General features: G+C 66.5%; 28 protein-coding genes and 1 pseudogene. 6 read left to right on the top strand and 23 right to left on the bottom strand.

Translation table 11 applies throughout. The annotated features are described in order from the left end of the window. Positions 1 to 94: 94 nt before the first annotated feature. Positions 95 to 631, bottom strand: coding sequence for a hypothetical protein (locus tag NG696_RS00695; protein WP_252569805.1), 537 nt, complete (start codon positions 629 to 631; stop codon positions 95 to 97). Between the two features lie 225 nt (positions 632 to 856). On the opposite strand from NG696_RS00695, the gene NG696_RS00690 reads away from it, so the two are divergent. Further along, positions 857 to 1,684 (top strand): DUF1206 domain-containing protein, encoded by an 828-nt coding sequence (locus NG696_RS00690; protein ID WP_252573538.1) that lies wholly within the window; start codon positions 857 to 859, stop codon positions 1,682 to 1,684. A 105-nt stretch (positions 1,685 to 1,789) separates the two neighbouring features. Here the strand turns inward: NG696_RS00690 and NG696_RS00685 are convergent, their stop codons facing one another. The 14 genes from NG696_RS00685 to NG696_RS00620 all read right to left on the bottom strand — a co-directional run bounded on the left by NG696_RS00685 (position 1,790) and on the right by NG696_RS00620 (position 16,252). Beyond that, a complete protein-coding gene (locus NG696_RS00685; protein WP_252569810.1) occupies positions 1,790 to 3,256 on the bottom strand; it encodes an FAD-dependent oxidoreductase in 1,467 nt (488 codons plus the stop codon). A gap of 99 nt (positions 3,257 to 3,355) precedes the next feature. Beyond that, positions 3,356 to 4,612, bottom strand: a complete 1,257-nt coding sequence (gene cobA, locus NG696_RS00680) for a uroporphyrinogen-III C-methyltransferase (protein ID WP_252569813.1) — start codon at positions 4,610 to 4,612, stop codon at positions 3,356 to 3,358. A gap of 102 nt (positions 4,613 to 4,714) precedes the next feature. Further along, the gene (locus NG696_RS00675) at positions 4,715 to 5,011 is read right to left on the bottom strand and encodes a putative quinol monooxygenase (RefSeq protein ID WP_252569815.1); all 297 of its coding nucleotides are present in this window, start codon (positions 5,009 to 5,011) and stop codon (positions 4,715 to 4,717) included. A gap of 138 nt (positions 5,012 to 5,149) precedes the next feature. Then, positions 5,150 to 6,094, bottom strand: a complete 945-nt coding sequence (locus NG696_RS00670; RefSeq protein WP_252569818.1) for a PLP-dependent cysteine synthase family protein — start codon at positions 6,092 to 6,094, stop codon at positions 5,150 to 5,152. An 8-nt stretch (positions 6,095 to 6,102) separates the two neighbouring features. Beyond that, positions 6,103 to 6,342, bottom strand: a complete 240-nt coding sequence (locus NG696_RS00665; protein ID WP_252573537.1) for a hypothetical protein — start codon at positions 6,340 to 6,342, stop codon at positions 6,103 to 6,105. 145 nt (positions 6,343 to 6,487) lie between these two features. Continuing rightward, positions 6,488 to 6,940 carry an SRPBCC family protein gene (locus tag NG696_RS00660; protein WP_252573536.1) on the bottom strand — a complete coding sequence of 151 codons (453 nt, stop codon included), beginning with the start codon at positions 6,938 to 6,940 and terminating at the stop codon, positions 6,488 to 6,490. Positions 6,941 to 7,066: 126 nt separating this feature from the next. Then, positions 7,067 to 8,023 (bottom strand): ABC transporter permease, encoded by a 957-nt coding sequence (locus NG696_RS00655; RefSeq protein ID WP_252573535.1) that lies wholly within the window; start codon positions 8,021 to 8,023, stop codon positions 7,067 to 7,069. Continuing rightward, entirely contained in the window at positions 8,013 to 8,738 is a 726-nt protein-coding gene (locus NG696_RS00650; RefSeq protein WP_141141322.1) for an ABC transporter ATP-binding protein, read from the bottom strand. Before NG696_RS00650 ends, NG696_RS00655 begins: the two co-directional genes overlap by 11 nt. Before the next feature lie 37 nt (positions 8,739 to 8,775). Next, positions 8,776 to 9,912, bottom strand: a complete 1,137-nt coding sequence (locus NG696_RS00645) for an ABC transporter substrate-binding protein (protein ID WP_252573541.1) — start codon at positions 9,910 to 9,912, stop codon at positions 8,776 to 8,778. Positions 9,913 to 10,024: 112 nt separating this feature from the next. Further along, positions 10,025 to 11,191, bottom strand: coding sequence for an RtcB family protein (locus NG696_RS00640; RefSeq protein ID WP_252573534.1), 1,167 nt, complete (start codon positions 11,189 to 11,191; stop codon positions 10,025 to 10,027). Positions 11,192 to 11,301: 110 nt separating this feature from the next. Beyond that, entirely contained in the window at positions 11,302 to 12,735 is a 1,434-nt protein-coding gene (locus NG696_RS00635) for a sulfate adenylyltransferase subunit 1 (protein WP_252573533.1), read from the bottom strand. Continuing rightward, the gene (gene cysD, locus NG696_RS00630; RefSeq protein ID WP_252573532.1) at positions 12,736 to 13,758 is read right to left on the bottom strand and encodes a sulfate adenylyltransferase subunit CysD; all 1,023 of its coding nucleotides are present in this window, start codon (positions 13,756 to 13,758) and stop codon (positions 12,736 to 12,738) included. Then, entirely contained in the window at positions 13,755 to 14,510 is a 756-nt protein-coding gene (locus tag NG696_RS00625) for a phosphoadenylyl-sulfate reductase (RefSeq protein WP_374211162.1), read from the bottom strand. Before NG696_RS00625 ends, cysD begins: the two co-directional genes overlap by 4 nt. After that, positions 14,507 to 16,252 carry a nitrite/sulfite reductase gene (locus NG696_RS00620; RefSeq protein ID WP_252573531.1) on the bottom strand — a complete coding sequence of 582 codons (1,746 nt, stop codon included), beginning with the start codon at positions 16,250 to 16,252 and terminating at the stop codon, positions 14,507 to 14,509. Before NG696_RS00620 ends, NG696_RS00625 begins: the two co-directional genes overlap by 4 nt. Before the next feature lie 406 nt (positions 16,253 to 16,658). Here NG696_RS00620 and NG696_RS00615 point away from each other — a divergent pair, with 406 nt between their 5' ends. Continuing rightward, positions 16,659 to 17,219 carry a hypothetical protein gene (locus tag NG696_RS00615; protein WP_252573530.1) on the top strand — a complete coding sequence of 187 codons (561 nt, stop codon included), beginning with the start codon at positions 16,659 to 16,661 and terminating at the stop codon, positions 17,217 to 17,219. A 112-nt stretch (positions 17,220 to 17,331) separates the two neighbouring features. Here the strand turns inward: NG696_RS00615 and NG696_RS00610 are convergent, their stop codons facing one another. Further along, positions 17,332 to 18,063 carry a sirohydrochlorin chelatase gene (locus NG696_RS00610; protein ID WP_252569842.1) on the bottom strand — a complete coding sequence of 244 codons (732 nt, stop codon included), beginning with the start codon at positions 18,061 to 18,063 and terminating at the stop codon, positions 17,332 to 17,334. 61 nt (positions 18,064 to 18,124) lie between these two features. Between NG696_RS00610 and NG696_RS00605 the strand changes: the two are divergent. Together NG696_RS00605 and NG696_RS00600 are read left to right on the top strand one after the other, a co-directional pair. Continuing rightward, positions 18,125 to 18,796 (top strand): annotated as a pseudogene (locus NG696_RS00605) (trimeric intracellular cation channel family protein); the annotation flags it as partial. A gap of 142 nt (positions 18,797 to 18,938) precedes the next feature. Further along, positions 18,939 to 19,367, top strand: coding sequence for a hypothetical protein (locus NG696_RS00600; RefSeq protein ID WP_056344779.1), 429 nt, complete (start codon positions 18,939 to 18,941; stop codon positions 19,365 to 19,367). 139 nt (positions 19,368 to 19,506) lie between these two features. On the opposite strand, the gene NG696_RS00595 is transcribed toward NG696_RS00600, so the two are convergent. From NG696_RS00595 to NG696_RS00565, 7 genes are all read right to left on the bottom strand, one after another. Next, the gene (locus NG696_RS00595) at positions 19,507 to 20,346 is read right to left on the bottom strand and encodes a type IV toxin-antitoxin system AbiEi family antitoxin domain-containing protein (RefSeq protein ID WP_374211161.1); all 840 of its coding nucleotides are present in this window, start codon (positions 20,344 to 20,346) and stop codon (positions 19,507 to 19,509) included. Between the two features lie 385 nt (positions 20,347 to 20,731). Next, positions 20,732 to 21,832: a polyprenyl synthetase family protein gene (locus tag NG696_RS00590; protein ID WP_252569848.1), complete on the bottom strand. Its 1,101-nt coding sequence runs from the start codon at positions 21,830 to 21,832 to the stop codon at positions 20,732 to 20,734. Next, complete coding sequence (locus NG696_RS00585; protein WP_252573528.1) at positions 21,829 to 23,160, bottom strand: geranylgeranyl reductase family protein; 1,332 nt, start codon at positions 23,158 to 23,160, stop codon at positions 21,829 to 21,831. The genes NG696_RS00590 and NG696_RS00585 overlap by 4 nt, the downstream gene beginning before the upstream one ends. 3 nt (positions 23,161 to 23,163) lie before the next feature. Further along, the gene (locus NG696_RS00580; protein WP_252569854.1) at positions 23,164 to 23,940 is read right to left on the bottom strand and encodes a demethylmenaquinone methyltransferase; all 777 of its coding nucleotides are present in this window, start codon (positions 23,938 to 23,940) and stop codon (positions 23,164 to 23,166) included. A 12-nt stretch (positions 23,941 to 23,952) separates the two neighbouring features. Beyond that, a complete protein-coding gene (locus tag NG696_RS00575) occupies positions 23,953 to 24,642 on the bottom strand; it encodes a zinc-binding dehydrogenase (RefSeq protein ID WP_252573539.1) in 690 nt (229 codons plus the stop codon). Further along, positions 24,618 to 24,842 (bottom strand): alcohol dehydrogenase catalytic domain-containing protein, encoded by a 225-nt coding sequence (locus NG696_RS00570; RefSeq protein WP_252570609.1) that lies wholly within the window; start codon positions 24,840 to 24,842, stop codon positions 24,618 to 24,620. The genes NG696_RS00575 and NG696_RS00570 overlap by 25 nt, the downstream gene beginning before the upstream one ends. An 88-nt stretch (positions 24,843 to 24,930) precedes the next feature. Next, on the bottom strand, positions 24,931 to 25,125 hold the full coding sequence (locus NG696_RS00565; protein WP_252573527.1) for a hypothetical protein: 195 nt from the start codon (positions 25,123 to 25,125) through the stop codon (positions 24,931 to 24,933). Positions 25,126 to 25,217: 92 nt separating this feature from the next. Here NG696_RS00565 and NG696_RS00560 point away from each other — a divergent pair, with 92 nt between their 5' ends. Continuing rightward, the gene (locus tag NG696_RS00560) at positions 25,218 to 25,439 is read left to right on the top strand and encodes an FCD domain-containing protein (protein ID WP_374211163.1); all 222 of its coding nucleotides are present in this window, start codon (positions 25,218 to 25,220) and stop codon (positions 25,437 to 25,439) included. A gap of 27 nt (positions 25,440 to 25,466) precedes the next feature. Further along, positions 25,467 to 26,813, top strand: a complete 1,347-nt coding sequence (locus NG696_RS00555; protein ID WP_252573525.1) for an isochorismate synthase — start codon at positions 25,467 to 25,469, stop codon at positions 26,811 to 26,813. Positions 26,814 to 26,907 lie beyond the last annotated feature (94 nt).

Here is a 26,907-nt window from a genome sequence, read left to right as displayed (position 1 = left end):
ATGGGTTCTAGACAAGCTCCATTTTCCTTGAAAAGACGGGCATTCTCGGTTTAAACCGCCGTCGGCGCCCCGAGCAACATCGGTGGATCAAGGCTTAGGGGCGGAGGCCCTGGAACACGTTCTTGGGCCGCTGCATCTCGCCGTGCTTGGCGCCGAGGATAATCACGGCGGCGGCGAAAGCCGGAATGGCCCACTGCAGCATCTTGAGCTGCTCCTGCGCTGACTGCAGTTCCTCGGACGCTCCGGGATTCGGCTCGGTGGCGCCCCTCGCTCCCTCGTCGGCGAGCTTCTCCACCTTCTTGCCAAGGATGCCGGCGTAGAGTGTCACGGCGGCGCCGGCAACCGTGACCGCCGTCTTGATCGCGGTATCGCGGGCAACGCCGTCCTGCTTCGCGATGCGTCCCTTGTTCTCCCACGCGATGGCGAGGTCAGCCACCAGGTGGGAGGCGAAAGCCGCCGTCTGGATCGGAGCCCACTTCATCCAGCCCGCGCTGGAAAGACGGGTGCGTTCCGTCGGATCCTTGGCCTCTGCCGTCGCCCCGTTCAGACCGATGGCTCCCATCAGCGCGCCGCCGAACCATGCCGCAGCGCTCAGATCGTGAATGGACCGGGCAAAAAAATTTCCTGCCATGTTGTGGCTTCCTAACGTCGAACTGGTTCCGAAATGCCGCTGGTGCGGTCTTCGCTGGCCGTGCCCCTTTTAGGTCAGGGACACATCATGGTAAGCACACTTACCAATGTTCCGAAAGTCCGACTTCCCCGGCGGTTGGGCGTAACATCGTCGCCATGGACAGACGCACATGACCTGGCCCGGAGCCGGCACTTCGCACCCGTAACGACCGACGAACGGCTAACAATGGCAGACGGGGAATCCACCATCGGCGAGGCGGCAGACGCCGTCGAGGAGGCGTCGGACACCAAGGCGCTGGACGTTGTGGCGCGCTCGGGATTCGGTGTGATGGCGCTGCTGCACATCATTGTTGGCTTTATTGCCATCGCCCTGGCCTTCGGTCAGCCGGGGCAAGCGGAAGCCACCGGTGCCATCGAGCAGCTGGGCGCCAACCCGTGGGGACCGGCCGTGCTGTGGTCGTGTGTGGTGGCGTGCACCGGCCTTGCGCTGTGGCAACTGAGTGAGGCCACGCTCCGCGCGCGGCGCCTGCCCAACGCCCAGCGCTTGGGAAAACTGATCTCGTCAGGATGCCTGGCCATTGCCTACGGCAGCGTGGGGCTCAGCTTCGCCGGATTCGCCGTCGGGATTCGCGGGGACTCGGGTGACACCACCCGGGATATCAGCACCGCCCTCCTGGACGCTCCGTTCGGGCTGCCTGTGCTGGTGGCGGTGGGCCTGACCACCATGGGCGTGGGCGTCTACTTTGTGGTCAAGGGTGTCCGGCGCGGGTTCAAGGACGAGCTCCTCCGGTTCGAGGGCACCCGCCGCGGCAGGCTGATTGATACCTTGGGCGTAACGGGCCACGTGGCTAAGGGAATCGCGCTGAACCTGGCCGGGCTGCTGTTTGTTATCGCCGCCGGGAAGCAGAGTCCCGAGGAATCCACCGGGCTGGACGGCAGTCTGAAGGCACTCCGCGACCATCCGTTCGGCCCGCACCTGCTCGTCGCGATCGGTGCGGGCTTCATCTGCTACGGCCTGTTTGCGCTGGTCCGGGCCCGGTTCGGCAGGATGTAGAGCCACGGACGAAAAAAGCGCGAACAGGCAGCTAATGACCTCAAATTTGCGGTTTGCGGTCATTAGCTGCCTGTTCGCGCTGTAGTGCGGGAGCTTATTCAGAAGCTAGACGTTCGCGGCTACGCCGTCGCGGGAGATGGCTACCATGTCCTCGCGCGGCACCACCTTGATGCGCTCACGCTTGACCTCAACACCGTGCGATCCGCCGGCCTCCGTGGCAGCGGCGCCGAGGGCGAGTTCGTGCGCGTCCAGGGCCAGCCAGCCTTCCCAGCTGGTGAACTTCACGCCGCGGGCGTCAAGGAGTCCGACGACGGCGTCCGCCTCGGGAACGGCGGCAACCGGCAGGTTTTCGCGGTCTTCGAGCAGGTACGTCACGGTCTCCAGGGCGTCGCCCTTGGTGTGGCCGATGAGTCCGACCGGTCCGCGCTTGATCCAGCCCGTGGCGTAGATGCCCGGCACGTGGGTGCCGGCGGCATCCAGGACGCGTCCGCCGTCGTTCGGTACCACGCCCTTTCTGTGGTCGAACTCGATCTCCGGCAGCGCCGAGCCGAAGTAGCCGATCGAGCGGTAGACGGCCTGGACGGGGTAGTCCACAAACTCGCCGGTGCCGCGGGCGTTGCCCGTGCCGTCCAGCTCGGTGCGCTCGAACTTCATACCGGCAACCTTGCCCGGCGTCGCGGCGTCGTCGTAGATCTCCACCGGGCTGTGCAGGAAGTGCAGGTGCAGGCGGCGGGAAGCGGTCAGCTCGGAGAGGTCCTCGGGCTGCTCGGCGATCCAGTTGGTGAGCGTGCCCACCATGGTTTTGGTCTGGTTGTTGCTCTGGATCTGGCGGTCCGATTCCTCGTCGAACTCGAAGTCCTCGGCGTAGAGGATGATGTCCACGTCCTTGGAGTGGCTCAGCTCGCGGAGCTCCAGCGGCGTGAACTTGACCTGGGCCGGGCCGCGGCGGCCGAAGACGTGCACATCCGTGACGGGCGAGTTCTTCAGGCCGGCGTAGACGTTGTCCGGGATCTCGGAGACCAGCAGGTCGTCGGCGTGCTTGGACAGGACACGGGCCACGTCCAGGGCCACGTTGCCATTGCCGATGACGGCGATTTCCGTGGCGTCCAGCGGCCATTCGCGGGCGACGTCGGGGTGGCCGTCGTACCAGGAGACGAAGTCCGCGCCGCCGTAGGAGCCGTCCAGCTCGATGCCCGGGATGTTCAGGTCCGCGTCCTTGATGGCGCCGGTGGCGAAGATGACGGCGTCATAGTGCGTGCGGAGGTCCTCGATGGAGATGTCCGTGCCGTAATCCACGTTGCCGAAGAAGCGGATGTCTCCGCGGTCCAGGACCTTGTGCAGGGCGTTGACGATGCCCTTGATGCGCGGGTGGTCCGGGGCCACGCCGTAGCGGATCAGGCCGTAGGGTGCCGGGTAGCGGTCAAAGAGGTCGATGCTCACGGTGAGCTCGCCGCTCTTGACGGCTTCGCTCTTGGTGAGGATGTCCGCCGCGTAGACGCCGGCCGGGCCGGAGCCCACAACGGCAACGCGCAGCGGACGCTCGGCAGAACCTACGGAGGTGCTTGATGACACGGCTGTGTTCCTTTTCTTCTGCATCGATTGCTCCGTAATGGCCCTTCTGAGGCCTCATAAGGGCGGTTGCGGAGCAATCGATGGGTTTCAGGGTGAGGGCTAGGTGGTGAGGACTCGGGGCTTGTTCGGGGTGGTGGTGCTGTAGTCCGCTGTCTTGAAGCGCGACGGCGCGAACGGGCTGACGCGGACAACGTCGCCGATCACAATCACGGCAGGATTTGCGACGCCGGTGGCTTCCGCCTGGTCGGCGATGGAACCGAGCGTGCCGATCGTCACGCGCTGATTCGGCAGATAGCCGTTCTCAACGATGCCAACTGGAGTGTCCTGAGGCAAACCGGCGCCGGCCAAGGCAGCGGCGGAGTCGCGAAGTGCGGCCACGCCCATCAGCAGGACGATGGTGTGATCTGCCCGGGCGGGGACCTCGGACAGCTCCTCGTGGCCAGTGACAACACTGAAGCCCTTGGCCAGCCCGCGGTGAGTCACGGGGATGCCGGCGGCGGCCGGGACGGAGATCGCGGACGTGACGCCGGAGACCACTTCAACCTCGACGCCGTGCTGCCGGCAGTATTCGGCTTCCTCGCCGCCGCGGCCAAGGACGTACGGATCGCCGCCCTTGAGCCGGACCACGCGGTGCCCCTTCAGGGCTTCGTCCACGAGGATGCGGTTGATCTCGGACTGCGGCACGGGATGGTGGCCGGGAGTCTTGCCCACCTCAATGACGCGGACGTCGGGGGCAAGTTCCTTGAGCAGTTCGCGCGGGCCGAGGCGGTCTGCCACCACGACGTCGGCCTGGCCGAGGAGCCGGCGGCCGCGGACGGTGATGAGGCCGGTGTCGCCGGGCCCGCCGCCCACAAGGGCGACGGAGCCCGCAGACGCACGACGGCGGCGCAGCGGGAGGTCGCCGGTTTCCAGTGCGGTGGCGACGGCGTCACGCAGGGCCATGGCACGGCGCGGGTCTCCCCCGGCGTTCACGGCGATCTGCACGTCATCCACCACGGCGACGGCGGGCGTCCACGCGGCTGAGGCTTCGTGGTCGGAGGCGTTGACGCACCAGATGCGCTGCGCCTCGGCGTCGACCGACACCTGGGTGTCCACGGCGGGATCGCCGGTGGCCGTCTGGACGAACCAGACGCCGTCGACGTCGTACGGAAGGTAAGTGCGTGGCTCCCAGGTGAGGAGGCCGGCGTCGGCCAGTTCGCGGAGCGCGGCGGAGGCAACGGGAGCCACGACGGTGACCTGCGCACCGGCGTCGAGCAGGCCCTTGGCACGGCGTGCAGCCACGGGGCCGCCGCCCACCACCAGCACGGGGCGGCCGAGCAGCCGCAGTGCTGTGGGGTAAATATCCTGAATTGCCATGAATCAACGGTAGGGCCGCGCCGTTTCACCAACAACGGCAGCGGAAACACCAGTTCACGTAAGGTAACGGGGCGTCACATTCGGTGCTGTCCCGGTTCGGGGCTACTTCACGGCGATGAGCTCGATCAGCCGGATGTTGGGATCCCTGGCCAGGAGGCTTGGGCCGTGTTCGCCGAGCGCCGCCGGGATGGCACCGTTGAGATGCTCCTGCCGCGCTTCCTCAGTCTCGAAGGTGTCGAAGATGCCGAAGGTGTTTTCGTCGACGCGGAAGGCGTACCAGGTTTTAGTGCCCGGCTCGGTGGCCACGATGTCACGGCCTCCGCTGAGGAAGTCCCAGACGTCCTGCTCCTTGCCCGGCTTGGCCTCGACCAGTGCCAGTACTCCAAAGTTAAGCGCCATTGCAGTCTCCTCAAGAACATCAGCGGAATCGGCCGCCTGCCGGCCTATTCCAGAGTCTAGGAAGATGCCCGGACCAGAACAAGGGTCCGACGGAACGATGGGATACCCCGTATTCCGGCCGCGCGATGCGATTCCTGGCTACTGCCCGTAAAGACCGGTACTGAGATAGCGGAAGCCGGAGTCGACCATGACGGTGACAACGGTTGCGTCTGGACCGAGCTGTTCGGCCACACGCAGCGCGGCCACGACATTTCCTCCGGAGGAGGTCCCGGCAAAGATGCCTTCCTCGCGGGCAAGCCGCCGGCTCATCGCCATCGCTTCGTCGGATGAGACCCGTTCAATCGCATCCACCTCCGCTGGCTCCCAAAGCGGGGGAATAAAGCCGATGCCGGTCCCCTCGATCCGGTGCGAGCCCGTCGGGCCCCCGGAGAGTACGGCAGACTCGGCCGGCTCGACGGCGACGACCCGCAGCCCGGGAAGGTGGGCGCGAAGGGCACGCGCCGTGCCGTGGATCGAGTGGGCGGTGCCGACGAACTGGACGAAAGCGTCGACGCGGCCATAGGACTGCTGCCAGATTTCCTGGCCCAAGGCGAGGTAACCCGTGATCGCATCCCGGTTGTTGAGCTGGTCGCAGGCCCAATGGCCCGGCTGCGCGCTCAGTTCACCCGCCCGGGCGATCATCGCTTTGATCAGCTGCTCCGTGATTTTTCCGTGGTCGCTTGGCACGTCCTCGACCGTTGCTCCGAGCGCCTCCATGGTGCGGCGCTTCTCATCGCTGAACGCGTCCGAAAAAACGACGTGGAGCCGGTAACCTTCGGCTGCGCAGACCAACGCGAGCGAGATGCCTGTTGTCCCGGCAGTGTACTCGACGACGGTGTCACCCGGGCTGAGGTCGCCGCGGGCTTCTGCACCCCTGATCGCGGCTACGGCCATCCGGTCCTTCATGCTCCCGGTAGGGTTCGCAAACTCCAGCTTCGCGAGCACCCTGGCCGATCCCGCCGGTACCACTTTGCCCAGCTCGATCAGTGGCGTAGAACCTATCCCCGCCAGTACGCCCCCGCCTGCCCCCACCGCACGTTCCATGGTCTTCCTCACATCGCGCAACGCCCGCCCTGATGACTCCGGATAAGTCCCAAGATATACCCCTCAGGACCGAGAGCCGCGTCATATTCCCTGCTCAGGCCGCCGACGTCCGTCAGCCAGACCAGGGATTCAATGCCCGTGGCGCTGCGGATCGCCAGGACCAGCCGTTGAATATCCTGGCCGGCCCATTGGCCCTGGAGCGGGGCAAGCGCCTCCGAGATCCAGGCGATCGCACGCCCCTGCCGCAAGGGCAGGCTCCGGGCCCGTCCCCCGGCTGCTCCAGGGAAAGCCTCAACATGGTCCGCTGCTGCGCCTCGGTTTCGACGATCATTCTGGTGAACTCCACCACCACGGCATCCAGCCGCTCCGCGACGTCTTCCCGTTAAGGACGCTTCATGCTGTCCAAGGGCCCGCCAGGAACCGGCCACGGTGCGCGATTAGGCGTTGCAGGTAACCGCGGAGAATCAGCCGCTCAGCGAGGCGCCCCAGAATGCCGAATGGCGCGGTGAATTCGACGCGGTCCGTCATGATGCTGCCAGTCTCAGTGGCCTGGAACTCATGGACATGGCGGAATGACTTGAACGGCCCCCTGACCTGATCATCCGTGAAGCTGGCGGGAAACTCCAGCGCTGTAATGCGGCTGGTCATGGTTAGCGGAACGCCGAAGTGCCGGGCCCGCCAGGGCACTTCCTGGCCTTCATCGATCAGCCCGGACATGACTCCCGCAATGGCCCGCTCCCCCGCACCCCGCTGCGAGTCCACGTGGGCGTCAACGCTGCGCGCGAGGTCGAACAGACGCTCCGGGGGCAGTGCGGACTCGGTGCGGCACACGAAGCTTACGGTCATGGCGCCAGTCTGCCAGACCCACATTGGTCGCGGAAGCAGCAGCAGAGCCCGACGGCGGGACTCGCCGTCGGGCTCTGCTGTTAGGTTTCGCGGGGGTTGGGTTTTGCGGGGCGTTGCCGGTGCGGCCTAGCGGGTGCTTCCCGAGAGGAGGCCTCGGCTGCGGAGGAGGCGCTTCTCGATCGGCGCGAACACCAGCAGCTCAATGAGGATACCGACGGCCAGGATCAGCAGGATTGCGGACATCACGATAGTCATGTCGGCCAAGTCGCGGCCCTGGTTCAGCATGGAGCCGAGGCCGAAGCCGATGGTGCCGCCCACGGCGATGATTTCCGCGGCCATAAGCGACCGCCAGGAGAACGCCCAGCCCTGTTTGAGCCCGCTGAGGTAGCCGGGCAGCGCGGCAGGCAAGATGATCTGTACGGCCATCTGGAAACGGTTCGCACCCAGGACGGTGCCCACCCGTCGGTACTGCGGCGGGATCTGGTCCACGCCGGAGATCAGCCCGTTGATGATGGACGGGATCGCACCCATAAACACCACGAAGTAGACCGTGGCGTCAGTAAGCCCGAACCAGATGATGGCCGCGGGCACCCAGGCTACGGACGGCAGCACCTGAAGGCCGGAAATCAGCGGCCCGAAGGCACGGCGCAGCGGCGCAACCTGGGCCAGCAGCAACCCCACCGGCGTGGCAATGGCAACGCTGATCAGGAACCCGACCAGCCCGCGCTGCAGCGAGGTCCACACCGCTTCCTGCAGTTTGGCCTCACCCCAGAGGATGCCGATCTGGCCCAGGACGTCGAGCGGACCGGGCACAAGGTCGCGGCGCTTGAGGCCCAGGGATACGTAGAACTGCCAGATCAGGACAAGGACCACGAGGGCCGCGACGGGCAGAAGCACACGGCTCCAGTCGATACGGTGCTTGCGCGCGGCGTCGGACTGGAGCGAATCCAGCCCGGCCTCGAGCTCGCGCAGGTCCTCATGCCCGGTGGAAGTTCGGGTCAGGGCGGCGTGGACTTTGCGGGTTTCCGGCCTGCTCTCGACCACCGGTTCGGTCTCGGCGAGGGGCGTGGGGTTATTTGGCATGGCGGCGAATCTCCTCCCGCAGCCGGGCGGTGATGACCCCGGTCAGCTGTCCGGCCAGGCCGGCGTCGGTTCGGTGTTCCTCGGTGACGGCCCATTCCTGGACCACGCGGCCGGGCCGGGACGACAGCAGCAGCACACGCTGGCCCAGCCGCACGGCCTCGCGGACGTTGTGGGTCACAAAAACGATTGTCCGCCCGGTTTCCTTCCAGATTCGTTCCAGCTCGTCGTGCAGCAGGTCGCGGGTGATGGCGTCCAGGGCGGCAAACGGCTCATCCATCAGCAGCAGCTGCCGGTCCTGCGACAGGGCACGGGCCAGTGCCACGCGCTGGCGCATGCCGCCGGAAAGCTCGTGCGGACGCTTGTCCCCCGCCTCGCCGAGATGCACCAGCTCGAGCAGCTCGTTGGCCTTGATCCGGCGTTCAGCCTTCCCCACACCGCGCAGCTTCAGGGCCAGCTCGATGTTCTCCCGCGCCGTCAGCCAGGGGAAGAGGGCAGCGTCCTGGAACATAAAGGCTGCTCCGTCGCTGGGTACTTCAAGGGCGCCCGACGTCGGGACCTCCAGTCCCGCCATGATGTTCAGCAGGGTGGATTTGCCGCAGCCGGATGCACCGAGGAGGGCTACGAATTCGCCCGCGCCGATATTGGCGTTGACGTCGTCCAGCACCGGGGCGCCGTCGCCGAAGCGCTTGCCTAGGTTTTCCAGTACGACTGGCATGGTCCCGTCCTTAAGTAGTTGGTGCGGTAGGTGACGGTCAGTCCTGGCCGAGGCCGGCCGCGGAGGCCCGTTCGGCGGTCCCGGTGACTTCGTTCAGGACACGGAGGTCGAACAGTCCGGTGATGTCCGCCTGCTTCGTGGTGCCGGCTTTCACGCCGTCTTCGAGGAGCTTGGGGTAGGTTCCCGCGAGCGGATCCACCGTGAACACCACGTTCTGCAGGGCTCGGTCAAGGACATCGGCGGGAAGCGCCGCGCCTGCCGATTCCTGCAGGGCGCCGTTGATGACACTTGTTTTCTCTGCGGCAGGCGCGTCATTCAGCCAGGCCACGGACTCCACGTGGCCGCGCAGCAGGGCTTTCACGGTGTCCGGGTGCGCGGCGGCGAACTTCTTATTCACAATCAGGATGGTGGTGGGGAACTCGCCGGCCTTGCCGGAATGCGAGCCGTCCCAGAGGTCCTTTTCGTCCACCAGGACCTTGGCTCCGGCCTGGAGCACCAAACGGGACGCCCACGGCTCAGGCAACCACGCGCCGTCGAGCTTTCCATCCTGGAACAGTTTCAGCGTCTGGGCGTTCTCCGTGGGGTTGATTGAAACGTCGCCGCTGCCGTCCACGTTGGTCTTGTAGCCCTGCGAGCCGAGCCAGGCGCGAAGCGCCACGTCCTGCGTGCCGCCCAGCTGAGGCGAGGCGAGCGTCTTGCCCTTCAGGTCCGCCGCCGAGCTAATTTCGGGACGCACAACCAGCTGTGCGCCACCCGCTGCGGCGCCCGCGATGACGCTCACGGACTCCCCCTCGCTCTTGACAAACGAGTTGATGGCCGGGTTCGGGCCGATGTATGCCGCGTCGATGGCACCGGCGTTCAGGGCCTCGATCGCGGCCGGTCCCGCGTTGAAAGTTTCGATGCTGAGCTTGGTGTTGCCCAGGTTCCGGGCGAGGATCCCCTGCTTCACGCCCACCAGGGCGGGGGCATGTGTCAGGTTGCCGAAGTAGCCAAGCTTCAGTTCTGCGGCCGGAGTGGGTGCCGGGTTGGCTGCCTCTGCCGCCGTATTACGGGAGATGGACGACGCCACAACGGCGCCGGCAGCGATCAGGAACACCAGCCCGATCGCCAGGGCAGCCTCGATGGCACGCTTGCGCTGGGGTACTGCGCTTTCGCCTGCCACGATGCGGGTCATCCCGGGCTTGGAACTAGTCATTGTTTCACCATAGGGAGTGACATAAACCCATTCAATGAAGCAGAAACGGGGGGTCACGCGGGTTCATGCAACGTCACATTCCGGGTCCCGCTCAGTCCCCCTTGACGTTGATCAACTGCCGAAGCTTGTGCCGCACCGTGACCAGGTCCGCCGCGTCCCTGATCACCACATCGATCGGTTTGTACGCCGCCGGAATTTCGTCGATGAACGCCTCGGTGGCCCGGAACTCAATGCCCTGCATGGCCGTCTTCAGCTCGGCCAGCGAGAACGTTTTGCGGGCAGCCGTCCGGGAGTATTCGCGGCCGGCCCCGTGCGGGGAGGAGTTCAGCGAGACGGGGTTCCCCAGTCCTTCCACCACGTACGACGCCGTCCCCATGGACCCGGGGATAAGTCCCGGATCGCCGTGCTCGGCTCTGATCGCCCCCTTCCGCGATACCCACACGGATTTGCCGTAATGGGTCTCCTGCTGCGTGAAGTTGTGGTGGCAGTTGATCCGCTCGCGCTCCTTGACATGGCCGCCCACCCAGTGCCCGAACTGCATGATCACGCGGTCCATCATTTCCTCGCGGTTCAGGAGGGCGAAGTGTTGCGCCCAGCGAAGTTCCTTGATGTACCGGGCGAACTCGCTGGTACCCTCCTCCAGGTAGGCGAGGTCCGGGTCGGGCAGCCTGGTCCCGCGCTTCCGGGTCACCTGCTGGGCCACGCCGATATGGTGCTGCGCGATCTTGTTGCCCACGCCCCGCGAGCCCGAGTGCAGGAACAGCCAGACGGCGTCGGTTTCGTCGGCGGAGACCTCGATGAAATGATTGCCTGATCCCAGCGAGCCCAGCTGGAGTTCCCACTTGGCCAGATACTGGGCCGGGTTGAAGCCGGCCTGCGCCGCCAGCTTCCGGAGCTCGGCAAGGCGCGGTTCGGCAGTGTGCTGGATGCTCCTGTTGTTATGGCCCGCGGAGAGCGGGATGGCCCGTTCGATGTCCTCGCGCAGCCGTTTGCGGTCCTTGGGCAGGTCCTTGACAGAGTATTGGGTCCGCACGGCGATCATGCCGCAGCCGATATCCACACCGACGGCGGCCGGGATGATCGCGCGCAGGGTGGGAATCACCGAGCCGACGGTGGCGCCCTTGCCCAGGTGTGCGTCCGGCATCAGGGCAAGGTGCGGGTAGATGAACGGCAGCGTGGACGTCGCCAGCGCCTGCTCGCGGGTCTTGGCGTCCAGGATCGAGGCCCAGCTGATGAGCTTGCTGTTGATGGTCTCCACGCCGCGCCTCCCAATGTTAAGGATACGGAAACGACGAAACCGCGGCTTGTTCGCAAAACCGGCCCGTGAAGGCCAGAATCTGCGAACAAGCCGCGGTTTTCGGCAGAAACTTAGATAGAGTAGCGCTCGTCCTCGTGGTCGCCCGGGTGGTCCTTGACCAGGCCCGCGGCCAGCGTGTTGCCGTCCAGCGGGTCGATGACGAGGAACGCGCCGGTGCGGCGGTGGTGCAGGTAGTTCTCCAGCGGCAGCGGCGCGGCGAGCCGGAGTTGCGCGTGGCCGATGTCGTTCAGCTCCAGGCTGGACGCACCTTCGAGCTTGAACGTGGCCAGGTCCAGCTTGCCGCTGACGCTGCGGACCAGCGCCTGGACTGTGCGGGTGCCGTGCTTGACCAGCACCTTGGCACCCTCACGCAGCGGCTTCGGCGACAGCCAGCACAGCGCGGCGTACAGGTCGGCGGTGGACTCCGGGAAGGTCCCGGCGGCGGCGATGGTGTCACCGCGGGCGACGTCGAATTCCTCCGCCAGGCGGATCGCCACGGACTGCGGGGCGAACGCTTCCTGCAGGGACTCGCCGGCGAAATCAATGCCGGTCACCGTGGTGGTGCGGGCGGCCTGGCCGGGGGTCAGCACTGACACGGAGTCCCCCACCTTCACGGAACCTTCAGTGATCTGGCCGGCGTACGCGCGGTAGTCGCGGAAGGCTTCAACGTCCAGGCCGCCGGCGACTGCGTCGGGAGCCAGCGCACCCTGCGGCCGAATAACCAGCTGCACGGGGAAGCGGAAGCTCTCCAGCTGCGTGTCGATCTCGTCCGCGGCCGGCAGGGTCTCGAGGACCTCCAGGAGGGCCGGGCCGTCGTACCAGGGGGTGCGCTCGGAACGGTCCACCACGTTGTCGCCGTCGAGGGCGGACACCGGGATCACCAGCAGATCATCGATGTGGTCCGCGCTGCCCAGCTCGGCGGAGCCGATGCCCAGTTCGCGGGCCACCTGCTGCACGTCGGCCTGGATCTCACGGAACACGGACTCGCTGAAGTCCACCAGGTCGATCTTGTTCACGGCCACAATCACGTGCGCCACCCGCAGCAGCTGCAGCACGGACAGGTGCCGGCGCGTCTGCTCCAGGACACCCTTGCGGGCGTCAATGAGTACGACGACGGCATCCGCCGTGGACGCGCCGGTCACCGTGTTTTTGGTGTACTGCACGTGCCCGGGGCAGTCGGCCAGGATGAAGCTGCGCTGGTCCGTGGCGAAGTAACGGTAGGCCACGTCGATGGTGATGCCCTGCTCTCGCTCGGCGCGCAGGCCGTCCGTCAGGAGGGCCAGGTCGATCGCCTGCGTGCCGGTGGCACCCGCGCCGCCGAAGCCGCGGTCCGCGGAGGTGCGGGCAACGGCGTCGAGCGTGTCAGCAAGAATCGCCTTGGAGTCGTGCAGGAGGCGGCCCACCAAAGTGGACTTCCCGTCGTCGACCGATCCGGCGGTGGCGAACCGGAAGAGCGTGGTGGGCAGCGCCGTTTCAAGCTCGGCGGCCAATGTGTCAGTGCTCATTTAGAAGTACCCATCCTTCTTGCGGTCTTCCATGGCTGCCTCGGAGATGCGGTCATCTGCACGGGTGGCGCCACGTTCGGTGATGGTGGAGGCGGCAACTTCGATCACAACGTCGCTCACGGTGGCTGCGTCCGATTCGACGGCACCGGTGCAGGACATGTCGCCCACGGTGCGGTAGCGGACGGTTTTGATGATGACTTCCTCGTGCGGCAGCGGCTGGGAAACCTCGCCCACCGCACGCCACATGCCGTCGCGGGCAAACACTTCGCGGCGGTGGGCGTAGTACAGGCCCGGCAGCTCGATGTTCTCGCGTTCGATGTAGCGCCAGATGTCCAGCTCGGTCCAGTTGCTGATGGGAAACGCGCGGACGTGCTGGCCTACGGTGTGGCGGCCGTTGTAGAGGTTCCACAGTTCGGGGCGCTGGTTGCGCGGGTCCCACTGGCCGAACTCGTCGCGGAGGCTCAGGATGCGCTCCTTGGCGCGGGCCTTGTCCTCGTCGCGGCGGCCGCCACCAAAGACGGCGTCGAACTTGTTCTGCTGGATGGCGTCCAGGAGCGGGACGGTCTGCAGCGGGTTGCGGGTGCCGTCGGCACGCTCGGCCAGTTCGCCGCGGTCGATGAACTCCTGGACACTTCCGACGACGAGCTTGAGTCCCAGCCGCTCCACCGTCCGGTCGCGGAAGTCGATGACCTCGGGGAAGTTGTGGCCGGTATCCACGTGCAGCACGGGGAACGGGACCTTGCCCGGCCAGAAGGCCTTGGTGGCCAGGTGCAGCATCACCACGGAGTCCTTGCCGCCGGAGAACAGCAGCGCAGGCTTCTCGAACTCGGCCACGACTTCGCGGATGATGTGGATCGCTTCGGACTCGAGTGCGTCCAGGCTGGAAAGTCTTGTCACTGCTTCTCCACGCGGCTTAGACACACTCGCTCGTTCCTCGCTCGCGCGATGCGCCGCTTTCGGAGAATCAGCGTCAAGTTCCAGCACAGACAGCTCCAGGTCCTCGTTGGTGGTTTCGATGCTCATACGTGTAGTCCGCATTCTGTCTTGTCGGTGCCTGCCCAGCGGCCGGCGCGGGGGTCGTCTCCGGGCGCCACCTTGCGGGTGCAGGGCTGGCAGCCAATGGAGGGGTAACCCTGGGAAAGCAGCGGGTTGACGGGCAGGAGGTTGTCGTCGGAGTACTGGACCAGCTGGTCGAACGTCCATGCGGCCACCGGGTTGACCTTGACCAGGCCGTTGACTTCGTCCCAGGTCACCAGCGGGGTGTTCGTCCGGGTGGGGGCCTCGTCGCGGCGGACGCCGGTGAACCAGAGTTCGTAGCCGGCCAACGTGCGGCGCAGCGGGGCCACCTTGCGGAGGGCGCAGCACTGGGCGGCGTCGCGGGCAAAGAGATCCTTGCCCAGGAGCCGGTCCTGCTGTTCCACGGTGTTCTCAGGCATCACATCCACCACGTTGACGCGGAGGTTCGCGGCCACCTCGTCACGCGTGGCATAGGTTTCCGGGAAGTGGTAACCGGTCTCCAGGAACAGGACGTCGACGCCGGGCATCTGGTCCGCGACGAGTGCCGGCAGGACGGCGTCGGCCATGGAGCACGCTACGGCGACCGCTGAGAGGTCGAAGTTGCGCTCCACCCAGGCGATCACGTCGCGGGCGGGGGCGTCCCAGCCGAGTTCGGCAGCGCCGGATTCGGCGATGACCTTCAGCTCGTCGTGGGTGCGGAGTGCCGGGGTTTCGACAGTCTCAACCACGGGGTCAACTCCCAATGCGTGCTTGCTCACTGGAGGGCCTCCTCGTCTGCTGCGTGGGCCCACTCGGCGAACGTCTGGCCTTCGGAACGCTGGGCCACGAACGTGCGGACGACGCGTTCCACGTAGTCCGGAAGGTCCTCGACGTACACCTTCAGGCCGCGGACGGTGCGTCCCAAACCAGCCTCTTCGCGGCTGTTGGAAGCCAGCCCGCCGCCCAAGTGGACCTGGAAACCCGGGGAGGGGTCGCCGTCGGGCGTTGGCAGCATCATGCCCTTCAGGCCGATGTCCGCGGTCTGGATGCGGGCGCAGGAGTTGGGGCAGCCGTTGATGTGCAGGGACAGCGCGTGCGGCAGTTCGCCGGACTCCGCGAGGTCCGCCAGGCGGCGTTCCAGGTCCGCGACGGCGGTGGCGGCCGTGACCTTGGTTTCCACGATGGCCAGCTTGCAGTATTCGATGCCGGTGCAGGCGATGGTGCCGCGGCGGAACACGGACGGGCGTGCGGAGAGGCCCAGGGCGTCCAGCTCGGCAACCAGCGGTTCCACGTGGTCCTTGGCAACGTCCAGCACCACAAGCTTCTGGTGTGGCGTGGTGCGGAGGCGGTAGGAGCCGCGGGCCTCGAGGGTGTCCGCGAGCTTGATCAACTGAGCGCCGGACAGGCGGCCGGCCAACGGGGTGGCGCCGATGAAGAACTTGCCGTCCTTCTGCTCGTGCACGCCGATGTGGTCGCCCGGAGTGGTGGGCTTGGGCGCGGCCGGACCGTCGGCCAGCTTGTAGCCGAGGTATTCGTCCTCGAGGATCTGGCGGAATTTCGCCGGTCCCCAGTCAGCCATCAGGAACTTCAGGCGGGCTTTGGTGCGCATGCGGCGGTAGCCGTAGTCGCGGAAGATGCTGGTGACGCCGAGCCAGACTTCGGCAGCCTCTTCAGGCTTCACGAAGGCGCCCAGGCGCTTGCCGAGCATCGGGTTGGTGGACAGCGCGCCGCCGGCCCAGAGGTCGTACCCGACGCCGAGTTCGGGGTGGCGGACGCCCACCAGCGCGAAGTCGTTGATCTCATGCACCACGTCCTGGCTGGGGTGGCCGGTGATGGCGGTCTTGTACTTGCGCGGCAGGTTGGACAGCAGCGGGTTCCCGATGAAGCGCTCCCCCAACTCCGCGATGAGCGGCGTGGGGTCGATGATCTCGTCCTTGGCGATGCCGGCCACGGGCGAGCCCAGGATGACGCGGGGCACGTCGCCGCAGGCCTCGGTGGTGGACAGGCCAACACCCTCAAGCCGGTTCCATATCTCGGGGATGTCCTCCACGCGGATCCAGTGCAGCTGGATGTTCTGGCGGTCCGTGAGGTCGGCGGAATCCCGGCCGAAATCAACGGAAATCTGGCCGATGACGCGCAGTTGCTCGGTGGTCAGCGCACCGCCGTCGATCCTGACCCGGAGCATGAAGTACTTGTCTTCCAGCTCGTGCGGCTCCAGCGTCGCGGTCTTGCCGCCGTCGATCCCGGGCTTGCGCTGGGTGTACAGGCCCCACCAGCGGAAGCGGCCGTGGAGGTCCTGGCTGGGGATGGCGTCGAAGCCGTCCTTGGAGTAAATGGTCTCGATACGCTCGCGCACGTTGAGGCCGTCGTCTTCCTGCTTCCAGGTTTCGTTGGCGTTCAGCGGGGTTTTGCCGTCCACTTTCCACTGCCCGTGCGGCTTTGCAGCGGGGCGGGAGGCACGCGCGGGGCGCTTGGCGGCGGCGGGGTCCACGGACGCTCCGGCTAGAGCTGTATCAGTCATGCATCGACTGTAGGTGCCCGTCGAAGCGCGTCACAAAGGTCTGGAAACGCGAGGTCACCTAGGGAAACAATTCGTCACGAACCGCCGAGCGCCCTTGAAGAAGGCCAGGTGTTGTGATTCGCCACGTCCCTCGTCCAGGGGGGCCGATGGCACCGTTGACCCATGGACGAGGGACGCGGCCGGGAGTAGTCTTGGGCATGCCCTAGCAGAAATTCCGAAAAAGTCAATATCTGCTATCGGCCGTGCCTGACGCGCGGCTAGCTGGGAAGTTGCGCAGAGTTTGGCCCCGGTACGTACTGGGAACCTGGGCCTGTTATCGGTCGTGGCGGCATCGAGGCCGGCACAACTGAATCGATGAAACTCGAAATCTTTTGTTTGAAACCATTGCAGCCCCCAGGAAGTAACCATGAAATCCCACCTCCGACCCCTCTTAATGCTTTTTGCTGCCATCCTGTTGGTGTTTGCCACAGGCCTGTCGGCAGCCCAAGCCGCCAGCCCGCACTTTAAGCGTGGCGGCTCCCCCGTCTGTACGGTGACCCTCTCGGCCGACGGGACAACTGCTACAACGATCTGTAAAGCCGTACTCGCGGGCCTTGGAAATGGAGATCTCGTGGCCACTGTCTCGGTTGAGGGTACTGCCGTTTACCAGTGCCAAAACCAGGGCGGAAACGTCGCACCAGGACAAAACAAGGTGCTGGTGGGACCGGCAACGGTAGCCACTCCAATTCCTAGCGATGCTGTCAAGAACGGGACCCTCAGACTCACCACACTTCCAGTCGTGCTGACGGCTGAGGAGACAGTGAGTGGCGCCGAAGCCGGCTGCCCGAACAACAACTGGACAGGCGTCAACCCGGTGCTGACGGTGACGTCAATCACCCTAGTGATCAAACAGGCTGATACTGTCATTTTCACCTGCACAGCGAGTGATCCGAACGGACTCACCGGCGCAGTGGCGCTCAGCTGCTGATCCGTATGCCCTCAGCACAACAGTGCCTGCAGTCAAGTTAATCGCAGTATCCGGTCAGGCCCGGGAGTGCGCTTCCTCGGAGGCGCATTCCGGGGCCTTCGGCCTGCCAGGGTCACCCGGCTGCGACGGCGGCGTCGAACCGTTCCAGCGCGATCTCGGCAAGCACCGGGGACGGCAGCAGTGGTTCCGTCACGAGGTCGGCACCCGCCTTGGCCAGCTGGTCGTGGAAGTATCCCGGCGCGAGCAGGTAGGAGGCAATCACCACGCGGCCGCCGTCGTCCACGGCCCCCGCGGACTCCCCCGCCCCGGCGCCCCCGGCCAGTTCCAGTCGGAGGATGGCGACGGCGTCGGGCACCGACGGCTGGGCGGAGGCACCGTAGGCCGACAGAATCCGGTTGCGCCGCAGCGCCCTGAGCTGGTCGGCGAGTTCTTCCACGCTGACGGCGGCGTTCGGGTTGGAGGACCCGGCCGCGGCGAGGACGATGGCGTCACGGTCCGTCACGCCGGCTTCGCGGAGGCGCTGGTCCAGCAGGGCCGCGAGCCGCGGGTCCGGGCCGAGCGGCGCGGCAGCCAGGCTGCCCGGCCGGCTCTTTACGGCCCGGGCGATGTCCACCTTGACGTGATATCCCACGCTCAGCAGGAGAGGCACCACGACGGCACTTGAGTCTGCGGGCAGTCCCGCCACCACGTCCACGAGGTCCGGCTGCTGGACGTCCACATAGGCTTCCAGCACGTCCAGGCCCGGACGCAGGGCGGCGATGGCTGCGCGCAGGGCGTTGACCTCCGCGGCGCCCTGGGGGCTGGACGTCCCGTGGGCACAGGCGATCATGATCGGGTTATTCATAGGGGCTAGCGTAACGTTGGAGCCGCCCTGTCCGCCCACCATGAAACCGCCGGGACGCCACATGACATTGCCGTTCGACACTTTGCCGTTCGACATCGACCTGGTGTGGCTGGACCTGGCCGGGGTCTTCTTCTTCGCCGTCTCCGGGTCATTGTTGGCGGCACGGAAACAGTTCGACCTGGTGGGTTCCCTGCTGCTGGCATCCCTGGTCTCCCTCGGCGGCGGCGTCATCCGCGACATCATCCTCAACACCACTCCGGCAGCATTCTCCAACCCCGCCTACCTGGTTCCCCCGGTACTGGCCACCGTCCTGGTGTATTTCCTGTACTCCAGCGTGCAGCGTTACACCTCGCTGCTGGTCTTGTTCGACGCCGGCGGGCTGGCCTTGTTCTGCATCACCGGAACGCTGAAGGCCCTGGCCATGGGGATGAACCCGGTGGCCGCCGTGCTGCTCGGCGTGACCACGGCGGTGGGCGGCGGCCTGCTGCGGGACATCACCGCGAACGAGGTGCCCCAGCTCTTCAACCCCCGCGACCTTTACGCGCTGCCGGCCTTCAGCGGGGCAGCCTTGACCGCGCTGCTCTGGGTCACCGGGGCCTTCAACGCACTGACGGCGTGTGCGGTGGCGGCCGTGGTGTTCGTATTCCGGGTGGTTGCCTGGCGCCGGTCCTGGTATGTCCCGCTCGCCGTACATGGCTTGCACCGGCGGGGCTCCGGCGGCGGGGACGGCGGCGGCTCCGGCCGCGGCTCCGGCGGCGGGGACGGCGGCGGGGACGGGCCTGGGGGCTTTGGTGGCCCGGGCGGCTTTGGGAGCGGTGGGGCTGATGGGGCTGGTAGCGGCTCGGGACCGCGCCGCAGTTAGCTAGGATATGAGCATGACTGACATGTTCCTCGAGAAGTTCCGCGCGCTTGTTCCGACGTATCTCGAGGACGAATGGCAGGAAGAAGATGGCCTGCCTGCGGACGAGTTGGACGCGGCCCTCGCCGAACACCAGTTCCAGGTTCCCCTGGTCCTCCGCGAGTTTTACCTGGCGGTGGGCGGCTGCGAGGACATCATGGAGGCATACCACTACTTCTGGGATCCCGAAGAGCTGGAAGTGGATGACGAAGGCTTCCTGATGTTCCTTGAGGACGAGGAAGAACAGTTCACCTGGGGCTTCCGTGTGGGCGACCTCGGCATCCCGGACCCCATCGTGTACCGCCGCAACAACGCCCGCGGCCAGTGGAAGAGCGAAGAAGGCACCTTCTCCGAATTCGTCTTCGACATGTTCGAGTGGGCCTTCAACGACGAGGAAGAAAACTAGGCTCCTCCCCGATTGTGCGCTTGGGCCCTTGTGCCCTTGTGCCCTGTCCGGCCGAAACGGGGCACTTCGACACGGACGCGCCGCTTCCTGAGCCAGTTTCTTCGGGAACGTCGCCCAAAGTGCCCCACGACGGCGCGACTCACCTCGCACCGAAAGCCCCCTGCCGCGACTGTTCCAGTACCGCCAACACCTGGCCCACCATGCGCTCAGGGTGATAGACAACGTCGTCATAGCCGAATCTAAGGCCAAGACGTCCGCCGATGAGCGTGGCGTTGTTGCGCTTTCGGTCCTTTTTAACTTGCCTGGGCTCCAGATGAGTGTCGCCGTCGGTTTCCACCACGACGCACTCCTCGATAACAAAGTCCACCTCCCCAACCCCGGGAAGTTCCACATGCCTTCGGACATGGAGTCCCGCCCGCCGGAAGTGGTAGTTGGCCAGCACCTCCAGGATGGAATCCGCCCGAGGGATCACCATGTCCAGAACGGCCCTGGCACGGGCATTCCGGTTTCCGGGGAGCTTCCGCCGCAGGAAGTCCAGGCTTATGTCGCCCCTCTGGGCTGCGCACTGAAGCATGACCAGCGATTCCGCTGCGGGCAAGCAACGCAACGAATGAATCAGGACATCGGCCAGGCCGGCCACCGGCAGCCATGGGTGGGCCGGGTGGGGGCATCGGCCGTGGGTCAACATCCCCAGCGGCGTCCTCTTATGCCCTGGACTGAGGTGCACGGATCTTGGTTCATGAAGCGTCCACAACTGGTACATGGGGGCGGCCGACAGACAGGTCAGCAGTGCGTTGTGCTGAAGTGCCAGTCCGAACGCGGTTGCCCCACGGGGCAGGCTGTAGACGCCTCGTCGAATCCGTAGAATTCGCCCGGCCGCCAGTGCCTTGTCGAGGGAAGTTCGGGAAAATCCGGCCCCGCGGAGCGTCGAGGCCCGGGTTACGCCGGCCCGCGTGCCGAGAAAAGTCTCAATATCCATCGTTCCACGGTGCACTTGGACTACAGCAAAGGGCAGACCCAAGGTGCCGCATGTGGACAACGCGGCCGTCGCGGGGCACTTCGACACGGACTCACCGTCCCTGCAGCCCGGAAGGCCCATCGGACGCCGCAATGTGCCCCACGAAGGACAAATTAACCTGTGACACGCACAGTAACAGGAGGTTTGCGTCCTGTGACAAATCTGTCATAGACTGTTCACGGATCCGCTAAACGCCTCCGGCGGGTCTGATGCGAACGGAGATATAGCCCCGGTTCTCAGCAACGTGTGACTCGTAACGTTGCTGAGAACCGGGGCTATTGCATTTAAGCAAAAGCGGGCCCCGGCCAGGTTCACCCCGCCGAGGCCCCGCTGCAAGAGTAGGGAATCAGCTGGCGCGGTCCACCACAGCCAGGGCGAAGTTGGACAGCGACGACTTCACAACACCCTCGGGAAGCGGCGCCAGTGCGGCAATGGCTTCGTCGGCCCAGCGGCGGGCAATCACCCAGGACTCGGCAGTGACGGGGTGCTCGCGGAGCCCGGCCACGGCGGCAGCCAAGGCAGCGTCCGAGGTCAGGTCCCCGTCAATGAGCTTCAAGAGTTCGACGGCGGACTGGTCACCGGCCGCGGCATCGCGCCGCAGGAACAGGACCGGCAGCGTGGGCACCCCCTCGCGGAGATCCGTGCCCGGTGACTTACCGGACTTCACCTTGACGCCGGTGACATCAATGACGTCGTCGGCGAGCTGGAAGGCCACGCCCACCTTCTCGCCGTACTCCACCAGGACAGACTCGTACGTGGGATCGGCACCGGCGAAGATGGCGCCGAGCTGGCCGGAGGCCGCCACCAGGGAACCGGTCTTGTCCGCGATGACGGACAGGTAGTGCTCCACCGGATCCTCGTCCGGACGCGGGCCTACAGTTTCGTGCAGCTGGCCCAGGCACAGCCGCTCGAACGTCCGGGCCTGGATGCCCAGCGCCCGGGAACCAAGCTCGGACACCAGGATGGACGCGCGGGCAAAGATGAGGTCGCCGGTGAGGACCGCCACGGAGTTTCCCCAGACCTCGTGGGCCGTGGGGGCGCCGCGGCGGAACGGGGCGGAGTCCATCACGTCGTCGTGGTACAGCGTTGCCAGGTGGGTCAGCTCCACCACGACGGCGGCCTGCACCACGGCAGGCAGTGAGGCGTCGCCGAGGTGGGCGCACAGCAGCGTCAGCAGCGGCCGGATGCGCTTGCCGCCGGCTTCCACGAGGTGACGCGACGTTGCGTCAGCCAGCGGATCGGAGTTGGCAATTGCTTCGCGCAGCTGCTTTTCCACCCGGGCCAGGTTGGTGGTGATGGCGGGGCCCAGTTCGGCGTCCTCCGCGATGGCCGCAAAGCCGGCGGGCAGCTGCAGTCCCGTGGCAATGGCGGTGGTATTGAGGCTGGGTTCGGAGTCCGGCAGGCCGTGCCCGGCGTGCGTCCAGCTGTGGTCTGCGGAGTTAGTCACTGGTTAACCCTAACTTTTTGTTGCGGATACCGCTGGTTCGATGCCGGTGGGGTGTTGGAGGTGGCCGGAACCAGCGATTCCAGGACGCGGATGGCCCGGTCCTCGAAGCCCTTCGCGGCCGGGTCGGTCAGGTTTGCGAGCAGCCGCACAACAAAGCGCATCAGCACGGGAATGGGCATCCCGGTCCGCAGGGCGAGCTTCATTACGGCGGGTTTTCCGATCAGCGCGGCAAATGCCCGGCCCAGCGTGAAGTGCGATCCCCACTGGCCGCGCACATAGTCCGCGTACCCCGCGAGGTGCGCGTCGGCGTCGTGCGTTGGACCGGCAGCCAAGGAACGAGCGGACGCGTCGATGATGAACTCCGCCGCGAACCGTGCCGACTCCATCGCGTAGGAGATGCCCTCGCCGTTGAACGGCGAGACCATGCCGCCGGCGTCGCCCAGGAGCAGGAGGCCGGGCGAGTAGTGCGGGGTGCGGTTGAAGCCCATGGGCAGCGCGGCGCCGCGGATTTCGCCCACCTGGTTGTCCGGGGTGAAGCCCCATTCGGCGGGCATGGCGGCGGTCCATTCGCGCAGGACCTGCTTGTAGTCGAGCTTGCCGAATTCCTTGGACGAGTTCAGGATGCCAAGGCCCACGTTGGACGTGCCGTCGCCGACGCCGAACACCCAGCCGTAGCCGGGGAGCAGTTTTCCGTCGCGCCCGGGGAGCTCCAGCCAGCCTTCCATCCAGTCGTCATCGTGCCGGGGTGAGGTGAAGTACGTGCGGACAGCGACGCCGAGGGGGCGGTCGTCGCGCTTGTGGATGCCCAGCGACACTGCGGTTCGGGTGGAGTTGCCGTCTGCGGCGAGTACGACGTCGGCGCTGAAGTCGCGTGACTCCCCCGTCTTGCGTCCGGGCTCGTCCAGGAGCGCTGCGCGGACACCGGTCACGCGGCCGTCTTCAGACCGCAGGGCTTCGGTGACGCTGTGCCGCTCGAGGATTTCGGCGCCGGCAGCCTGGGCATGGCGGGCCAGTTCCTCATCGAAGCCAAGGCGCGTGCGGATCAGCCCGTACTGCGGGAAGTCCGAGACTTCGGGCCAGGGCAGTTCGATGGTGCGGCCGCCGGCGACGAGGCGGAGGCCCTTGTTCCGGCGCCAGCCGCCCGCTTCAGGGTGCGGCAGGCCGAGCTTCTGGATTTCGCGGACGGCACGCGGGGTGAGGCCGTCGCCGCAGACCTTCTCGCGCGGGAAGCTGGTTTTCTCCAGGACGGTCACGCCGATGCCGGCCTTGGCAAGGTAATACGCGGCGGTGGAACCGGCTGGCCCCGCGCCGACAATCAGAACATTCACAGGTCAGCGCTGGATGTTTCGGCGGAGCTTTGCCACGGGGCCCTTGTGTGCGGCGATGGCCTCCGCTGCGCCCTCCGGCGTTGATTCCAACGGCTTGGTGGCACGGTGGACGGCCACGATCCCGCCGGTCAGGTTGCGGTACGTGACCTTTTCCCAGCCGGATTCCTGCAGCCAGGCGGCCAGGTGGTCCTGGTCCGGCCAGGCGCGGATGGACTCGGCGAGGTAGACGTAGGCGTCCGGGTTGGAGGCCACCTTCATGGCGATGGCCGGCAGGGCACGCATGAGGTATTCCGTGTACATGGTGCGCCACAGCGGAACCACGGGCTGGGAGAACTCGGCGATGACCAGCTTGCCGCCGGGCTTGGTAACGCGGAGCATTTCGGCCAGCGCCTTCTTGGGCTCGTTGACATTGCGCAGCCCGAACGAAATGGTGCTGGCGTCGAAGCTGTTGTCCGCGAACGGCAGGTTGGTGGCGTCGCCGGCAACGAAGTTGATGTCCGGGCGGCGGCGCTTGCCAACTTTGAGCATGCCGAGGGAGAAATCGCAGGCGATGACATCTATGCCTGCATCGGCATATGGCTCGCTGGAGGTGCCGGTTCCCGCGGCCAGGTCCAGCACCCGCTGGCCCCGTTTCATGTCCATGGCGTCCACCACGATCCTGCGCCAGCGGCGGGTTTGCCCCATGGAGAGGACATCGTTGACGACGTCGTACTTAGGTGCGACGTCGTCAAACATCGTGGCTACTTCGTCCGGACGCTTTTCCAAGGATGCTCGGTTCACCATGCAATTGTCTCAGACAATCTTGAGAAGGACTTTCGACGAGCCCGTCCCGCGGTCCGACGCAACGGCAAACGCCTCGGCAACGTCACCGGCGTCGAATGTGTGCGTCAGCAGCGGTTCAACGTCCAGCCCGTCCGCCAGGTACGCGAGGGCGTCATCCAGCTCGTCCGCGAAGCGGAAGGTCCCGCGGTAGTCAATCTCCCGGAAAACGAGTGCGGCGAGCTCGGCAGTGACTGGCCCGGCCGGCAGGTTGCCCACCTGGACCACGATGCCGCCGCGGCGCACGGCCGCGAGGACCACGCCCAGCGCGCGGGCAGCGCCGGAGGCCTCGAACGCAACGTCCACCTCGGGAAGCTGCGCGCCGGAACCCACCAGCACGACGTCGTCGGCTCCCATCCGCTTGGCGATTGCCAGCAAAGTCTCCGAGAGGTCACTGGCGACGACGCTGGCGGCGCCGGCAAGGCGGGCGGCGGGCGGCGCGCACCAGCAGCGCGCCGATGGGCCCGGCGCCGTTGACCAGAACGTCCTTGCCGGCGAGGCTGCCGGCCCGGCCGACGGCGTGGATCGCCACCGCGAGCGGCTCGGCGACGGCGGCCTGCCGGGTGGTGACGCCGGCGGGCAGTCGCCGCAGTACATGGCCGGGTGGACGGTCACAGCCTCGCCCACCGCGAAGCCGGTCACACCCTCGCCGGGCGCCGAGATCCGGCCGGCCCCCTCATGGCCCAGGACGATGGGGGGGCCAGGATGCTCAGCCCGGAGGCGCCGTGACTGACGTAGTGCAGGTCCGAGCCGCAGATCCCGCCGTATTCGACGTCGACGATCACCGAGCCGGCCGGGCAGTCCGGGTCCGGACGGTCCTCGAGGCGCAGGTCTCCGGCGGAATGGACAACTACGGCTTTCAAACTGCATCCTCCACGAGGGTCAGGTCGCGTCCCGTGGTTTCAGGGGCGAAGAAGGTGGCCACAAAAGCGATGGCGGAGTAAAGAAACATCATTCCGGCCACCGGCCACCAGGAGTTGGTGAACAGGGCCAGCAGGCCTGCGGCGATGATGGGGGCCAGGCGCCGGAGAGCACGCCGCCGATTTCCTTGGCCATAGCCAGCTGGGTGTAGCGGTTGCGGGACTGCATCATCAGCAGGGCCGGGACGGCGAAGAGCATCTGGAAGCCGGACAGGGCGCGGTACATGCTGCGGCGGCCCACCGTGTCCGAAAGCCAGCCGGCCAGCGGAACCGTGGCGAAGCCGAGGAACGAGCCGATCAGCAGCGCGAAGGTGCTACCTGGGGCTCAGCGGCTACCGCGGCATCACGGAGTACGCGGCCCACCACCGACGCGTGCTGGACGCGATCCTCGCCGGCGACCTGTCGGCTGCGGAAGACGGGCTGCGCAGCCACCTGCGCTTCGTCCTGGACGACGTCGCGAGCATGCGCGCCGCACGGCCGGACCTGTTCTCCGCCCCAGCCGTGCCGGAGCGACGCACGGGGCGTCCGGCCCCGGTCTGACACGTGCGGGAGTAGTGTTGTCTCATCATGACGAGCACGTTCCGCACCCTCACAGTCCCCCTGGATGGCACCGCGTCCGCCGGCGGACTGCCGCAGTTTCTGGTCCGGGACGACGTCCTCTGCTGGACCCGCCGCGAAGCCGGTCTGGTGGGCTTCGGCGAGATCGCCCGCTTTACGGCCACCGGTCCTGAGCGCTTCCTTGAGGCCGACATCTGGTGGCGCCATCTGGTCCTCGAAGCGGACATCAGCGACTCCGTGGAGCTGCCCGGCACCGGCCCGGTGGCTTTCGGCTCCTTCGCGTTTTCCAAGAAGTCCACCCACGTATCACGCCTGATCGTGCCGGAGATCGTGGTGGGCGTCCGCGACGGCCGGTACTGGCTCACCCAGTTAAGGTTCGACGACGGCGAACTCACCGAAGCGGGAGCCCTTGCCGCGCTGGACGGCTGGCTGAGCGGTGGCAGCACCTCCGGTGACGTCCCCACCGGTGGTGAGGGCGGCGCCGTCGTGCATCCTTTGCCTTCTGCCGACGGGGCCACCCTGCACACCGGCTCGCTCAGCGAGGAAGACTGGATGGCCGCCGTCGCCGCGGGCGTGGCGGAGATCCGGACCGGCGCGCTGGAGAAACTGGTGCTGGCACGGGACATTGTGGCCACGGTTCCGTCGGGCGTGAACGCCGCCCAGGTGCTGCGCGAGCTGGCCGTGCGGTACCGCGAATGCTGGACCTATGGCGTGGACGGGCTGGTGGGCGCCACCCCGGAGATGCTGATCCAGGTGGAGGGCCGCACTGCCCAGGCGCGCGTGCTGGCCGGAACGCTTGACCGCCGCGATGCGCACGGCGAAGCCGGGATTCCCATGGACTATGCCGAGCGGGTGCTGGCCGGATCCGAGAAGCAGCGGCACGAGCACGAGATCGCGATCCAGTCGCTGACGTCGCAGCTGGCACCGTTTTCCGAGGCCATGAACGCGCACGACGAACCCTTCATCCTGGAGCTGCCGAACGTGTGGCACCTGGCGTCGGACGTCAAGGCCGAGCTCGCCGAGGTGGAGGGCCACGTGCCCACGTGCCTCGCTCTGATCAACGCGCTGCACCCCACGGCCGCGGTCTGCGGCACGCCCACGCTGGTGGCGGGCGCCCTGATCCGCAAGCTTGAACACCTGGACCGCGGCCCGTATGCGGGGCCGGTGGGCTGGCTCGACGCTGCCGGAAATGGCGAATGGGGCATCGCCCTGCGTGGCGCAGTGATTGAGGATCCACATACCGTGCGGTTATATGCCGGTTGCGGCATAGTGGATGGCTCCCAGCCGGAGGCCGAGCTGGCGGAGACGTGGGCGAAGTTCAGGCCAATGCTGGAGTCGCTGGGGATTTCCAACTAGGTGCGTGGGTCAGAAATGACAGGCCCTAATTCTTAAAACGCCGACAGAATAACCATGTCCTGGTAGGGGCGGCTGGGAGAATCGTGGGCATGGT

Origin of the sequence: Pseudarthrobacter cellobiosi (assembly GCF_023913755.1) — a bacterium.
Taxonomy (GTDB): domain Bacteria; phylum Actinomycetota; class Actinomycetes; order Actinomycetales; family Micrococcaceae; genus Arthrobacter; species Arthrobacter cellobiosi.
The sequence above is the reverse complement of the archived record's forward strand: the minus strand, read 5'-3'. Positions and strand labels throughout refer to the sequence as shown.